Source organism: Pseudomonas sp. ZS1P83, assembly GCF_054897825.1.
In genome coordinates this window covers 1,539,346-1,553,525 of the sequence record NZ_CM142706.1, presented here as the reverse complement: position 1 = coordinate 1,553,525, position 14,180 = coordinate 1,539,346, and the positions used below count along the sequence as shown (strand labels likewise).

The following is a 14,180-nucleotide window of genomic DNA, read 5'->3' as shown; positions in this document are numbered from 1 at the left end:
TCATTGCCGACGCTGCCCGATGAACTCAGACGCCCTCTCCACCCTCCACGACCATTTACTGACGGCCCTGGCAGCGGCGCCCTCCGAAACCCGTCGGCTGTTCCACGGTCGTGGCCGGTGCTGGCCGGGGCTGGAACAACTGACCGTCGATTGGCTGCAAGGCGTGGTGCTGGTGTCGCTGTTCAAGGAACCCGAAGCATCGCAACTGGACGCGCTGAAACAGAAGCTGATGGACATCACGCAATCGCCTGCGTGGACGCAATCCGGCGCGCACACGCTGTTGCTGCAACATCGCTACCTGCTGCAAAGCACGACCGAGTGGCTGTTGGGGGACGCAATCGACGAGATGACGATCACCGAGGGCGGTCTGCGTTACCGGGTGGACCTGGGCCGTAAACAGAACACCGGCCTGTTCCTCGACATGCGTTACGGCCGCGACTGGGTGCGGGCCAATGCCCAGGGCAAGCGCGTGCTGAACCTGTTCGCCTACACCTGCGGATTCTCGGTGGCGGCCATCGAGGGTGGTGCAACGCACGTGGTCAATCTGGACATGTCGAGCCCGGCCCTGAGCCGTGGCCGCGACAATCACCGGCTCAACGGCCACGACCTGAGCAAGGTGACTTTCCTCGGTCATGACCTGTTCAAGTCCTGGGGCAAGGTGATCGGCAAAGGCCCTTACGACCTGGTGATCATCGACCCGCCGTCCTTTCAGAAAGGCAGTTTTCTGTTGACCAAGGACTACCAGCGCGTGCTGCGCCGGCTGCCGGAATTGCTCGGCCCCCAGGGCACGGTTCTGGCGTGCATGAACGATCCGGCGTTCGGTGCGGACTTTCTCATCGACGGCGTCACCCGTGAAGCACCGAGCCTGCGTTTCGAGCAACGGCTGGACAATCCGCCGGAGTTTCCGGACGCCGATGTTGAATGCGGGTTGAAGGCATTGGTGTTCAGGCTGGAGGATTGAGCACCAACGCAAACAACTCACCATGCCCATTCACATTGAGCTTGTGATAGAGGTTGCGCCGGTGCACCTTCACCGTCTCCGGGGAAATGCCCAGCTGTTGGGCGATGGCCTTGCTTGAGAAGCCCTGGAGAATCAGTCGCGCCGTTTCGATTTCCCGCACCGACAGGCGCGCGTCGAAGCGATCCAGCAAGGTCGCCAGATCCCCGGCCACCGCCTCGGCGGCCGGTCCTTCAGGCGGCATCAATTGCAGGTGACGGCGCATCGCCGCCAGCACCCAATCACGCACACAGAGCAGGCGGCCCTGCTCTTCAGGGCTGAACCGCGTTGAGCGACCCAGGGACAAACCGAGCACGGCGCCATCGACGTTGACCATGAACTGCAACTCGTCACCGCCCACCACGGTGCGGAAGTAGCTCAGGTAGTACTCGCTCTGCTGGAACTGGTCAGGGGCGACCGAATCGAGACTGTGCAAGCCGTCGACAATGCCGGCGCAGGCGGCCTGATAAAACGGATCGAGCAGGTACATGCCAGCCCTGTAGTCCGCCAATTCCTCATGCTCGTCGGCGCCACCTTTGGCGTCGAAATCAATCAGCAGACGCGGCACCCGCCCGGCCCGCATCACCGCGACCAACGCATTATCCAGCGGCACCAGCAGGCGCAGCGTGTCGACCAGCGCGCGCCAGAACCCGTTCTGTCCCACGGCACCAAATACCCGCGCCAGCCCTTGGTGCACCGGTAACTCTTTCAACAACGCGTCCACGCACTACCCCTTTCGAGTAACCCATGATGGGAATGGGTGAGTCCACTCCCCGCCGATACGCTGCAAGCACCTGATCATCACCGGCCTGCAGCAGGCCAGGAGCTCCGCATCATGAGTCGTCACCGCGCGTATATCAATCTTGGACTGGGCGCCTGTCTGTCGGTCTCGCTATCGGCGGTTGCCGCCGAGGGCCCGACGGTTCACGTGTACAACTGGTATGACTACATTGGTCCCACGACCCTGCAGGATTTCAAACGTGACACCGGGATTGCGCCGGTCTACGACACCTTCGACAGCGCCGAAGTCCTGGAGGGCAAATTGCTCACCAGCCGCAGTGGATACGACGTGGTGGTGGCCAGCAACTTCAGCCTGCCGACCCTGATCAAGGCCGGTGCACTGGCACCTCTGCCGCACGCTCAGATGCCTGATTTCAAAAACATGGACGCTGATCTGTTGGCAAAGCTGGCCAACAATGATCCGGGCAACCAGTACGCCGTGCCGTATCTGTGGGGTACCAATGGCATCGGCTACAACATCGACAAGATCCGCGCTGCGCTGGGCGACAAGGCGCCGGTGGACTCCTGGGACCTGGTATTCAACGAAGAAAACCTGGCCAAGCTCGGCCAGTGCGGCGTGGCCATGCTCGACTCGCCGGCCGAGATGTTGCCGGTCGCCCTGCACTACCTCGGTCTGCCACCTAACAGCACCAACCCCGAGGACTACAAGAAGGCCGAAGCGCTGCTGCTCAAGCTGCGTCCGCACATTGCCTACTTCAACTCGTCCAAATTCATCAGCGACCTGGCCAACGGTAACATCTGCGTGGCTGTGGGTTGGTCCGGTGCGATGCTGGAAGCCAAGACCAATGCCGAGCAGGCGAACAACGGCGTGAAGATCGCCTACAGCCTGCCGAAGGAAGGCGCGCCGGTGTGGTTCGACACGCTGGTGTTGCTCAAGGACGCGCCGCATCCGGAACAGGGCCTGGCCTTCATCGACTATCTGATGCGCCCCGAAGTCATCGCCCCCGTCAGCGATCACCTCTCCTACCCCAATGGCAACCGCAGCGCGACACCACTGGTGGCCGAAGCCACCCGCAACAACCCGGCCGTGTATCCGTCGGCCGAAGCCATGGCCACGTTATTCACCCTTCAGCCTCTGCCGCCCGCCACCGAGCGCGTGCGGACGCGGATCTGGAGCAAAGTCAAAAACGGTCAGTAAGCCCCGCCGTAGCGACAGCTGCTACAGGGATTGCGTTAGCCAATAACTTTTTTGAATAAATTGAAGATGAGAGAAACGATGAAACCACGTGCCCGCGACCTGAACATTCACTTCGGCCAATTGCAACCCGGCCCGCTCAACGCCATTACCGATGTGCCCGGCGTCCGGGTCGGCCACAGCAATGTGCGAGGACGCACGGCGAATGGCCGCGACATCTTGACCGGCGTCACCGTGATCGAGCCGCGTGCCGGTTCAACCAACCAGCAACCGTGTTTTGCCGGCGTCCATGTGCTCAATGGCAACGGTGATGCCACGGGGCTTGAATGGATTCGCGAGGCCGGCCTGTTGACCAGCCCGATCGCCTTCACCAACACCCACAGCCTGGGTGTGGTGCGCGATGCGCTGGTGACGCTGGATCGCCAGAACCAGCCCGATGACGGGCGACTCTACTGGAACATGCCCGTGGTACTGGAGACCTTTGACGGTCTGCTCAATGACATAAACGGTTTCCACGTGAAGCCTGAACATGTGGCCCAAGCCCTGCGCACGGCGGCGGGTGGCCCGGTCATTGAAGGCGCCGTCGGCGGCGGCAGCGGCATGATCTGTCACGAATTCAAGGGCGGGATCGGCACTGCTTCGCGACGTCTGAACATTGCTCAGGGCGGCTGGACCGTCGGCGCCATCGTTCAGGCCAACCACGGCATCCGCAACGAATTGCGCGTCGACGGTTACCCGGTCGGGCGCTACATGGAAAAGGCCGACTCGCCGTTCCTCAAGGCGTCCTTGCCGCATCCTGGTATGGGTTCGATCGTTGTTTGCCTGGCCACCGATGCGCCGTTGCTGCCACACCAGTGCACGCGCCTCGCGCAGCGCGCCAGCCTCGGCCTCGCCCGCACCGGCGGCGGCAATGAAGACCACAGCGGCGACATCTTCATCGCTTTCGCCACCGGCAACCAGCACGTGCCGCCGGCCGCTTATGAGGGCAAAGGCGCGCCAACCTGCGACAACCTGAGCATGGTCAACAACGACCACATCAGCGAGCTGTTCCTGGCCGCCACCGAAGCGGTGGAGGAAGCGATCATCAATGCCTTGCTGGCCTCCGATACCGCCGAGGGCAATGGCCATGCGGTGCCGGGACTGGACGCCGGAACGCTGCTCAACGCGTTGCGTCGGGCCGGTTGGCCAGGCGAACAGGCCTAGCAGAGTTGATGGGGCTGGATGCCGCAAAGAGCTCGCGCCCCAAGGCCCGTGCAGCATCCAGGTGCACCGCCGGATCCTGAGTTTCCGATTCGAGCAGCAACTCGGACGTCACTACCTGCGCACCGCAATAATCGAAAATCCCATGGTCAATCTGCGTCTTCATGGCCTCGGCATAACCGTGTCGGCCGTAGGTTGCAGCGTCGGCACCGCCCACACCGATCAGGTGAACCCGCAGATGGCCAAGCTTCTTCTCCAGCTTGGCATCTGCACCGAAATCGAACGCCCAGCCGTTGGCAAACACCCGATCAATCCAGCCCTTGAGCAGCGCCGGCATCGACCACCAGTAGACGGGATAAACCAGCACCACCGCATCGGCGCGGTCTATCCGCGCTTGCTCGGCAACCACATCAGCAGGGGGCGGCGATTCCCGGTGATGCACCGCCAGATCAGCAGCGCTGAACCTCGGATCGAACCCTTCGGCCGAGAGGTCGGCGATTTCAACGGTATGACCGGGATCGTCCAGGGTGATGCCCTCCGCGACTTGCGCAGCCAGGCTTTGGGTGAGCGAACGCGGATCGTGATGAGCCACAACAATAAGCGCGTGCATGCTGGAAACTCCTGATTGAGAGCACAAGGCGGACCTTATATACTCTTGGTAAGTTACGATCAGTAAGTTACTTTTGGTACATAGCTATGTCAACCACCGCAACAGACGCGCAAAATTCCACCCCGCTACCGCGACGACGAATGTCCCGGGAGGAACGCCAACGCCAGTTGCTGGGCGTCGCCTGGCAACTCGTTCGGGAAGAAGGCACGGACGCGCTGACATTGGGGCGGCTCGCCGAGCAAGCCGGGGTTACCAAACCGGTGGTTTACGATCACTTCACCACGCGATCCGGGTTGTTGGCGGCGCTCTACCAGGACTTCGATGCCCGACAGACAGCGCTGATGGATGCTGCGCTTCAGGACAGCGAACCGACTTTGCCCGGCACCGCAAGGGTGATCGCCTCGTCGTATGTCGACTGCGTGCTGCTTCAGGGCAACGAAATCCCCGGCGTCATCGCGGCACTGGCCAGCTCCCCGGAACTGGAGAAGATCAAACATGAGTACGAAGCAATTTTCCTGAACAAGTGCCGGACCGCCCTCGCCCCTTTTGCTGGCTCGGGTGAGATCAAGGCAGCGGGCCTGAGGGCGATGCTTGGTGCGGCGGAAGCCTTGTCCCATGCCGCGGCAAATGGAGAAATCACTGCGGTGCAGGCGCAGGATGAATTATTCGAAACCATCGTGGGGATGGTTGAAAGGAGTGCGCGTGGAGACGCTGGAGAGGTCGCCGGGGTTGATGCCTGAAACAGCATGCGACTAGCGGTACTTGAGTGCGAACCCCCATCTTTCTACGATGACTTTACGCAGCCGCTTGTTTGCTCAAGCCGTTGCGTAAGTGGTGGGTGAAATGAACCCCTACCAAGCTCACCACTTGTTTCATGCGCATCTTGAGCCTCAAGGGCTCTACTTCCTCCCCATCAAAGAGCGTTGAGGCTCTTTTTTATCTGCACGAATTCCAGACACCAAAAAGCCCTTGGCGCGTTGTCCGCACCAAGGGCTTTTTTTGCATTGCGTCGAAGGTGACTAGACCAACCGCAGTCGAGGGGAATGGGCTGGCACGGCACCTTCACCCAGTCGCTCGCGGACACACTCATTCGCTTTGCGCGTCATCTGGTCCAGATGCCGGTCACGCTGCTTTTCCGCATCGAGCATCGCGCGCTTACCGTGTTTTTGCAGCAGGTACGTATGAATCTGTCGCACCTCCAGCGAGCTGTAGATCGACGCCACGTCCAGCAGGGCCATCAAGCCGTCGGAGCCATGGTCACGGGTGTTCATCAGCACCTGAGTACCGCGCACGCCCACTACCTGAAAGCCCATTGCCTCAAAATACGGAACCTTGGTCACAGCGCACGTCAGTTCGGCATGCGGATAGCGGCCGACCATCTCCCGCAGCATCTTTCGGGCGACACCCTGACGCCGATGGCTCGCATGCACCGCCATATACGCCACGCCGCACGCCTCGGGATCGTCCTTGACCGGCAAGTACAACAGGAAGCCGACAACCTTCTCGGGGTCGTCTTCGTCGGTCGCGACGAGCAACTCCACGGCAATCCCTTTCGCCCCGTTCAATGCCTCCAGATAAAGGTGAACTTCGTAGCCGATCGCGTACTGGTACACGTTGTACAGCAGGTTGCTCGGCGCAATAGCGATCATGCTGATGTCGGTCAGGTAATCGACCACCATCTGCAGGATCTGGCTATTGATGTGCTCGGGGCACGGGGTTTTGAAATGGGTGATCTGGGGCATTCGTGGTTCTGACTCTGGGGCGGACGTGAAGAATGTGTTCGCGGGCGTGCCTATCATAACGTGCTGACGTGACCGAAGGACGATCGTTCCCACACTCTGCGTGGGAATGCAGCCCGGGACGCTCCGCGTCCCTTCTGAAGCCGAACGCAGAGCGTCCGTTGAGGCATTCCCACGCGGGAGCGTGGGAACGATCGTCGACACAACTAAACAGTGGCGTTGAACGCCTCCTCCCGCTGCAACGCCCGCGCTTGAATCACATCCAGCACGGCGCAGCCTTCACGCATCAGCAGATGCACTGCGCGGGTAACGCGCGTCAGATCACAATCGGAAATGTTTTTGAGATCCAAGCTAGACAACGTGTCCGCCAAATCGCGAACCACGGTGAAGCGGTGCATGGCGCAAGCGGCCAGGTCACTGAGTTCTTTGTGGGTGTTGACGAAGAGCATCGGGTTTTCGGCGTCGTAGGTGTCGATGGGGAGGTAACGAGGCACGACTTGGAACATGGGTGTAACTCCAAATAGAGCAACCACCGTTCGCGGCCAAGCGAAAAAGGTGGCAGCTGTGTGCGGGTTGGCCGACCGGCACCCATCAATCCGGCACACCCGAAGATGTCCCGCGCACAGCTGCCATAACACGATGTTCAGACGTAAGAAGGTCTGAACAATGACGCTGTTGCGTTTCGGGGGTGACCGACCGGCCAAGGTCGTTCGCGGTGTTTTCCGCGAGCCCGAACTATAGGGGTCGATGCTGAAACGCGGCAACAGGGTACGTTGTAGGAAACGTCTTGAAAAGTTGTGCGCTACGCAATGATCATTCCCACGCGGGAGCGTGGGAATGATCGTCGGCGCTCGGACGGTGTCACCTACGTGAACGCCGCTGCGCTGCCGATCTTGCGCACTGACTTCGCAAGCCCGGACGTACGATGGGCTCCCGTTCCGAGGTGATGACCACTTGGGCCTTCGAGTTCGAAACCACGGCGGGCAAGACAGGTGGGGACCACATGCACGTTACTGCTCCGGCGCAACCATGCGAAACCGGATATTGATCTTGTCAGAGACGACACCGTCGGCCCATTCACCCTCACCGACTTTGAAGTCGCTGCGTTTGAGCGTTAACTGGCCGTCGAAAATCCCGATGGCGTTCTCGGACTTTAGGAGGACCGGTACATCCACTTCACGCGTGATCCCCCTGAGCGTGAGTTTGCCCGTGATCGAGTAACGGTTGTTGCTCAGTACTTTCACGCCGATCGATTCAAACGTCGCCACTGGAAACGTTGCGGTGTTGAACCAGGCAGGCTTTTGCAGTTCGCTGTTGGCGTCGCTGCTTCCGGCATCGATGCTGTCGAGCTGGATGGTGAGCGCGGCGTGGGCTGCTGACGGGTTCGCCGTGTCGAAATCAAGCGTGGCCTCGAACTTGCCGAACGTGCCGTACACCCGCGAGGAGAACTGTTTATACGTGAAGGAGATCGTGCTGGCGGTTTCATTTACCTGCGTGTACTCGACCGCTTGGACGCAAGGCAACGCGCCGAATGCAAGGGCGGCAACCAGCACGGCGCAGGTCGGGAATCGATGTTTCATGGGATTCTCCGGTCGGGGCTCCCGTCATGAGCTGAGGCGCCGCACAACGTTAGCCAGCGATAGGTGGACTAAAGCAAAAAAACGCCGTTTATTCCACCTGGCACTCAGACTTCCGACCACCTGTCGGCCAACGGGAGTAGCCGCCCGATACGGCCTGACGTCCGGGTGTTTAATCACTGTCCGACTCACCGCATCGGGAGACTGGCCATGAAATTTGTCATCATTGGAGGAACCGGGCTGATTGGCAGTAATGTCTGCAAGAACCTCCAGAATCAGGGGCATGAAGTCATAGCGGCGTCACCGAGTACCGGCATCAATGTCATCACCGGCGAAGGCCTGGCCGATGCGCTCAAGGGCGCCGACGTGGTGGTCGACGTGGCCAACTCACCCTCATTCGAGGATCACGCGGCGTTGCATTTCTTTAAGACAGCCGGGCATAACCTGTTCGCTGCCGAGAAGGTAGCCGGCACCAAACACCATGTCGCCCTGTCAGTTGTCGGCACCGAACGGATGCTCGACAGCGGTTATTTCCGGGCCAAAATGGCCCAGGAAAAACTCATCAAGGCGTCGGGCGTTCCCTACACCATCCTGCGGGCCACGCAGTTCTTCGAATTCATTGGGGCCATTGCGTACTCAGGTCGCGAGGACGGCAACACCATCCATCTAACGTCTGCCGCGTTGCAACCGGTGGCCTCGGTCGATGTCGCAGCCGCACTGACGGATCTCGCTCAAAAAGCGCCGATCAATCAGACAGTGGAAGTGGCCGGGCCGGATCGCCGCCCCATTGTCGAGTTCGTGAGTGAGTACCTGAAACACACCAAGGACCCGCGCGAGGCGGTTTCGGACGACACGGTTCCTTACTTCGGCGCGCCGATCGATGACAAGTCCCTCACGCCAGGCGATAAGCCCATTGTCGGAGCGACCCGATTTGAAGACTGGCTAGAGGCCTCGCATCCTTCTTGAGTCGCTATTGACGATGATGATCAGCGGCGCTGGTCTCTCGCTGCCACGCCCGCTGCAACAGCTTGATGACCTCGGCATCCGAGGTCTGGGAAAAGTCCATGTACCAACGGCCGATCGACATGAGCCAGTCGGGAATGAGCGGGCATATCAGCTCATCCACCTCGCTGCGCAGCGCCTCCGCCGTCTCTATCGGCGCCACCGGCACGGCGACGACGATACGCGACGGCGCCTGCACACGCACCGCGTGTATCGCCGCCATCATCGAGGCGCCTGTCGCCAGGCCGTCGTCGATCAGAATCACCACTTGATCCTTGAGTTGCACAGGCGCGCGTGTTCCCCGGTAAACCTGCTCGCGACGCAACAGCTCCCGGTTTTCCCGTTCGACCACGGCGTCGAACGTGGCCTGATCAATCGGGTGGGCCCGCAGCGCGTGTTCATTGAGGATTTGGATGCCGCCGCTGGCGATGGCGCCCATGGCGAGTTCCTGATGGGACGGAACCCCGAGCTTGCGCACCAGCATCAGGTCGAGGCGAACCTCCAGGGCAGTGGCCACTTCATAGGCGACCGGCACACCGCCACGGGGCAAGGCGAGGACGATGACATCGGGTCCATGCGCGTATTTGAGTAACGGCTCCACAAGACGTCGACCGGCCGCGGCCCGGTCCTGCAAGAGGGTTGGCGATGAGGAACTCATTTGAAAACCTCCTCAGGCGATCACGCCTGTCGGTTCGCATCACACGGTCACTCAGGATTGTCGGTCTGACGGTGGCTGACATCAAGTTGCGACCTCCCTGATGCAGGCCTTTATTGTCACTGCACAAAGAAGTTCACCTCTGTCAGGCTCAGGACAAGCCCATAAGGTTTACGCGGTGAACCGGCCTAGCGTGCGTTCGCTACTGCCCGCGGAGAAATAACGATGGAGTCCTGTAGTTTCACACGCTGAGTCAATGCCAGCATCGTCAGAAAACCCAGTGCAATCAGTAGCGGATACGCCATCAACAGTTCGCAAAGGGAGTACTTCCAGACCAACGGGCGCCCGACCCCCAGCATGGCCGCATACATCCAGAACACGGCCGACATCGAGCCGCAGAACAGCGCCAGCATCCGTGCGCTGAATCCGAGATTGAGCAAGGAGCCCGCCTTTCGCAGTGCGGGCAATACCAGGCGATGCAACAAGATGCCGTTGTAACTCAACAATATGACAATAATGACTTGGGCTTGAAGTTTTGGATTCATAAAGTAATTCATACCTTTTTCCAGGTAATCAATACCGATAACGGCGATACCGGTCACCCACAAAGATATCAATGCAACGATGACAGACTTCTGAAGACTTTCCATGTGAGCATTATCATGCTCAGTGAATGCCTTTCGCTTTAACAGATCTCTTACCATCGCAATATCGCTCGTCAACACCAAGCCGATGGCCACACAACACGACACTAAATGAACGTAAATCACGCCCAATCGCAAAAACTCCATAAACTCTTTATTTTCGAGCAGGCTCATAATTGTATTTATCGCCACGGCACTTTCTCCAGCTTATTCGATAGTAAAGATCGATAGTTAACAGGGCATCCAACGCTTCAAAAGCCTGTACGATCTTACTTTTATAAGATATGCCAAATCATAGACTTGGCACTGCTTAGCCCATTGATTCGCCTGGCAAACCAATGACCGGTTTATTATTACCTCCTGAATTTCAGGTAAAAAAATCCCCATTAGCATTCAATGCCCATGAGGTTTATTTTCCACTTCTTTTCTGCGGCTGCAGGAGCAGGTCTTGGGTGACGCGCTGCGGAATCAGAGGCCCACGATCCCGGAATGTTCATTTTTTGATCACACTACCAACAGACGGTGGTTATTGCGAAAGACATTCGCATCGCAGTAGCACGTGCATTCCCCCCAGAACCCCCATGGCAACTGGCCTGATGAATTACATAAGTTTAAAACAGTGTTTATTGGATCCATTAGTTGTTGCCACGCTCACGATGAGTGCAGTAGCGCCCCGCTCTCATTTAGGACTGACACCCACTACAATAGTCATCCTTTTCACTTAAAAAACACACTAATTTTATCGAGCGTACGGACAGCACGTTAACGTTGATAACGTCAGTATTTGGCACAGCCCTCAGCCTTCGACAGTCGACGCGAGCGGAAACCAGACGCAGACTTCGAATCCTTCCGTTCGACCTGTAGCCGGCGATACCAGCCGTATTCTCGCGTTGACTCCCTGCACAATGGTTTTGGCAATCGCCAACCCCAACCCTGAGCCGCTGGTTTCACTGTTACCCCGCACAAAGCGCTCGGTGAGGCGCTGCAACACCGGCTCGGGCACCGCCGGGCCACCATTGACCACCCGCAGCAGCGCCTGGTCGGTGAGGCTGACTTCGACCGGTTGATCCGCGGCGCCATACTTGAGCGCATTCTCGACCAGGTTGCGCAACAGGATTGCGAAGGCGTCCGGATCAATCGCCGAGTACACGCTGGCTTGGGTTGGGAGTTGCAACTCGATCCGGTGCCCACGGCTGTGGTTCCACTCATCGACTACATGGGCCAGCAACGGAATGAGGTCCTGGGGCGTTTCGGACAACAGCCCACCGCCCTCGGCCTTGGCCAGCTGCATGAGTTTTTCCGAGAGCCGCGTCAGCTCACGTAACGAGCTTTCGATTTTAGCCGCACGTAACCGCAACGGGCCTTCGGGCGCTTCGTGACGCAAACGCTGGATCTGCGCCAGGGTCGCGGCCAGTGGCGTGCGCAGTTCATGGGCGCTGTTGGCAGTAAAGCTGCGTTCGGCCTCCAAGGCCTTGCGCAAGCGCTCCAGCAGATGATTGACCGCCTCGGCCAGCGGGGCGATTTCCGCCGGCAATCGCGCCACTTTGATCGGCGACAGATCACCCACGCCGCGGGCCTCTACGGCACGATGATAGGCCAATACACTGCGCAGGCTGATGCGCACAAATATCCAGGTGCCAAACAGGATGATGGGAATCAGCGCCAATAACGGCAACAACAAGGCAAGCAACGCTTCCCGCGCGGCTTCACGGCGATGCGCCAGAGGTTCGGCGATTTCGATGAACACCGTCTCACGCAGCGCACTGGCGCCGTACAGACGGTATTTTTTCGTGGTTGAAAAGCCTTCGGTAGGTTGTTGGTTGAAGATCTTCGGGTTGGCGTCGTGGGACTGCATCAGGATCTCGCCCTTGGCATTGCGCACCAGATACGTCAGGTATTCCTTGTGCATTTTCAAGGTGGCGACGTGCTGTGCCCCACGGGGGTTTTCCCGGTTGCTGATTTCCAACACGGCCAAGGGCAGGATGCGCTGCGCGGTCTCTTCCAGCGCACTGTCGAACGCCTCGTTCAACTCATGTTGCACCACCAGCCAGACGCCGACGGTCGCCGCCAGCCAAAGTAAGGTCGTGCCCAACGTCAACCCCAGGCCAAGTCGTTTTTGCAGGCTTGACGACGGCTTCATACGGACATCAACCGGTACCCCATGCCCCGCACGGTTTCAATCAGGTCACGCCCAAGCTTTTTACGCAGACGGCTGATATAGACCTCGATGGTATTGCTCACAATTTCCGCGCCGAAGGCATATAGCCGTTCTTCAAGCTGCGACTTGGACAGCAGCGCGCTGGGGCGCTGCACAAACGCCTCGAACAGCGCCCACTCCCGCGCTGTCAGGTCCACAGTCGCTCCGGCCCGCAGCACCGTACGGGCACTCATGTCGACCTGCAAATCACCGAGCTTGATCTGCGGATTGGGGTTGCCGCTATAGCGCCGGGCCACCGCCGCCACACGGGCCGATAGCTCAAACAAATCGAACGGTTTGACCAAGTAGTCGTCTGCGCCGGCGTTGAGGCCAGCGATACGATCGGAAATCTGATCCTGGGCGGTCAGGATAATCACCGGGGTCACCTCCCCGGCCGAGCGTTGCTGACGCAAAAAATCCAGCCCGCGACCGTCCGGCAACATCAGGTCAAGCAGGATCAGGTCGTAAGGCGTGGTGCGCACGCTGTTGCGCGCATGGTCCAGGCGCTGCACCCAATCCACGGCGTGGCCGTCATCGGCAATCTGTTCGCGCACCGCCTCCCCCAACCCCGGTGCATCTTCGACCAATAAAACCCGCATCTGGCACCTCCTGTGATGGTTCTCGTGCAGCACCTTAATCGCCTTACCTGACGTGAATCTGAAGATTCAGCTGGTTGTCAGGAATGCACCTTAGGGTATGCCACAGACGCCGCCCTCGGCAGGAGACAGATCATGAAATCAGGTTTTTTTGCCAATGCCGCGCTGTTGAGCCTGCTGGTTAGCGGTTACGCCCTGGCGGATGACGACTGCAACGACCCGGTGAGCGACTGGCAACCGCGCGAAACCTTGCGTCAGCAAGTAGAGCAGCAATACGGCTGGAGCGTGCGGCGCATCAAGGTCGACGACGGTTGTTACGAGCTCAAGGGGTTGGACCGCAAAGGCAACACCATTGAAGCCAGTTACTCACCGGCATCGCTGCGCCTGCGCACACTGGAAATCCATTTCCGGGACAACGGCGCCAGGGAATACCTCGGCAGCCCGTTCACCGAATGACGCCTCACCTGTCGATGAGTTTTTCCTGGCATTCAGGTTGCTGTCAGCCAGCAGGTCCAGGCTCTCGACCAAACGATCAAAAGGACACCCCCATGAAAAAGATCATCGCAGCAACCTGCCTCGCTGGCGCCATTGCCCTGCCAGGGCTGGCCCAGGCCCGTGAAGTGACCTTGACCACCCAACTCAAGGACTACAGCGCAAATGATGCCTACCTGGCGATCTACGTCACCGACGCCAATGGCCAATACCAGAAAACCCTCTGGGTGGCGGGCAAGAAGGCCAAGTACTACAAGCACCTGGGCGACTGGGCCCGTGGCAGCGGGCTGAAACCGGACGAGTTTGACGGAATCAGCGGCGCCAGTGTCGGCAGTGGACGTACGCTCAAAGTCAGCGTCGAACTGGCAGACACCCTGATCGATGCCGGGTATCAGATCCGCATCGACAGCGCCGTTGAGGACAAACGTGACGCCCGCGCCGATGTCAGCGTGCCCCTGACGTCCAAGGGCGCAGGCAAGCCGGCGACCGGCAGTACCTACGTCGAGTCCTTTACTTACGATCTGTAGCACCTGCC

Annotated in this window: 16 protein-coding genes; 7 read left to right on the top strand and 9 right to left on the bottom strand. The window is 59.4% G+C overall.

Annotation, left to right across the window (positions count from 1 at the left end; translation table 11 throughout):
- Window positions 1–19: 19 nt before the first annotated feature.
- The gene (locus ACYZT0_RS07545) at window positions 20–961 is read left to right on the top strand and encodes a class I SAM-dependent methyltransferase (RefSeq protein ID WP_462045284.1); all 942 of its coding nucleotides are present in this window, start codon (window positions 20–22) and stop codon (window positions 959–961) included.
- Here ACYZT0_RS07545 and ACYZT0_RS07540 read toward each other — a convergent pair.
- Window positions 945–1,721 carry a helix-turn-helix transcriptional regulator gene (locus ACYZT0_RS07540; RefSeq protein ID WP_462045283.1) on the bottom strand — a complete coding sequence of 259 codons (777 nt, stop codon included), beginning with the start codon at window positions 1,719–1,721 and terminating at the stop codon, window positions 945–947. The genes ACYZT0_RS07545 and ACYZT0_RS07540 overlap by 17 nt on opposite strands.
- A 111-nt stretch (window positions 1,722–1,832) precedes the next feature.
- Here ACYZT0_RS07540 and ACYZT0_RS07535 point away from each other — a divergent pair, with 111 nt between their 5' ends.
- A complete protein-coding gene (locus tag ACYZT0_RS07535) occupies window positions 1,833–2,936 on the top strand; it encodes an extracellular solute-binding protein (RefSeq protein ID WP_462045282.1) in 1,104 nt (367 codons plus the stop codon).
- A 78-nt stretch (window positions 2,937–3,014) separates the two neighbouring features.
- Window positions 3,015–4,136: a DmpA family aminopeptidase gene (locus ACYZT0_RS07530; protein ID WP_462045281.1), complete on the top strand. Its 1,122-nt coding sequence runs from the start codon at window positions 3,015–3,017 to the stop codon at window positions 4,134–4,136.
- Here the strand turns inward: ACYZT0_RS07530 and ACYZT0_RS07525 are convergent.
- Window positions 4,093–4,743, bottom strand: coding sequence for an NAD(P)H-dependent oxidoreductase (locus ACYZT0_RS07525; RefSeq protein WP_462045280.1), 651 nt, complete (start codon window positions 4,741–4,743; stop codon window positions 4,093–4,095). The genes ACYZT0_RS07530 and ACYZT0_RS07525 overlap by 44 nt on opposite strands.
- An 86-nt stretch (window positions 4,744–4,829) precedes the next feature.
- Between ACYZT0_RS07525 and ACYZT0_RS07520 the strand changes: the two genes are divergently transcribed.
- On the top strand, window positions 4,830–5,483 hold the full coding sequence (locus ACYZT0_RS07520; protein ID WP_462045279.1) for a TetR/AcrR family transcriptional regulator: 654 nt from the start codon (window positions 4,830–4,832) through the stop codon (window positions 5,481–5,483).
- Window positions 5,484–5,762: 279 nt separating this feature from the next.
- Here the strand turns inward: ACYZT0_RS07520 and ACYZT0_RS07515 are convergent, their stop codons facing one another.
- From ACYZT0_RS07515 to ACYZT0_RS07505, 3 genes are all read right to left on the bottom strand, one after another.
- Window positions 5,763–6,485 (bottom strand): GNAT family N-acetyltransferase, encoded by a 723-nt coding sequence (locus tag ACYZT0_RS07515; RefSeq protein WP_462045278.1) that lies wholly within the window; start codon window positions 6,483–6,485, stop codon window positions 5,763–5,765.
- 203 nt (window positions 6,486–6,688) lie between these two features.
- Window positions 6,689–6,988 (bottom strand): hypothetical protein, encoded by a 300-nt coding sequence (locus ACYZT0_RS07510; RefSeq protein ID WP_462045277.1) that lies wholly within the window; start codon window positions 6,986–6,988, stop codon window positions 6,689–6,691.
- Window positions 6,989–7,492: 504 nt separating this feature from the next.
- Complete coding sequence (locus ACYZT0_RS07505; protein WP_462045276.1) at window positions 7,493–8,062, bottom strand: YceI family protein; 570 nt, start codon at window positions 8,060–8,062, stop codon at window positions 7,493–7,495.
- A 207-nt stretch (window positions 8,063–8,269) separates the two neighbouring features.
- Here ACYZT0_RS07505 and ACYZT0_RS07500 point away from each other — a divergent pair, with 207 nt between their 5' ends.
- Window positions 8,270–9,025: an SDR family oxidoreductase gene (locus tag ACYZT0_RS07500; RefSeq protein ID WP_462045275.1), complete on the top strand. Its 756-nt coding sequence runs from the start codon at window positions 8,270–8,272 to the stop codon at window positions 9,023–9,025.
- Between the two features lie 4 nt (window positions 9,026–9,029).
- On the opposite strand, the gene ACYZT0_RS07495 is transcribed toward ACYZT0_RS07500, so the two are convergent.
- From ACYZT0_RS07495 to ACYZT0_RS07480, 4 genes are all read right to left on the bottom strand, one after another.
- Window positions 9,030–9,719, bottom strand: a complete 690-nt coding sequence (locus tag ACYZT0_RS07495; RefSeq protein WP_462045274.1) for a phosphoribosyltransferase — start codon at window positions 9,717–9,719, stop codon at window positions 9,030–9,032.
- 185 nt (window positions 9,720–9,904) lie between these two features.
- Entirely contained in the window at window positions 9,905–10,552 is a 648-nt protein-coding gene (locus ACYZT0_RS07490) for a hypothetical protein (protein WP_462045273.1), read from the bottom strand.
- Between the two features lie 604 nt (window positions 10,553–11,156).
- A complete protein-coding gene (locus ACYZT0_RS07485; RefSeq protein WP_462045272.1) occupies window positions 11,157–12,500 on the bottom strand; it encodes a sensor histidine kinase in 1,344 nt (447 codons plus the stop codon).
- On the bottom strand, window positions 12,497–13,156 hold the full coding sequence (locus ACYZT0_RS07480; protein ID WP_462045271.1) for a response regulator transcription factor: 660 nt from the start codon (window positions 13,154–13,156) through the stop codon (window positions 12,497–12,499). Before ACYZT0_RS07480 ends, ACYZT0_RS07485 begins: the two co-directional genes overlap by 4 nt.
- Window positions 13,157–13,288: 132 nt before the next feature.
- Between ACYZT0_RS07480 and ACYZT0_RS07475 the strand changes: the two genes are divergently transcribed.
- Complete coding sequence (locus ACYZT0_RS07475) at window positions 13,289–13,609, top strand: PepSY domain-containing protein (protein ID WP_462045270.1); 321 nt, start codon at window positions 13,289–13,291, stop codon at window positions 13,607–13,609.
- 92 nt (window positions 13,610–13,701) lie between these two features.
- Entirely contained in the window at window positions 13,702–14,172 is a 471-nt protein-coding gene (locus ACYZT0_RS07470; RefSeq protein WP_462045269.1) for a DUF2271 domain-containing protein, read from the top strand.
- The last annotated feature ends 8 nt before the right edge of the window (window positions 14,173–14,180 follow it).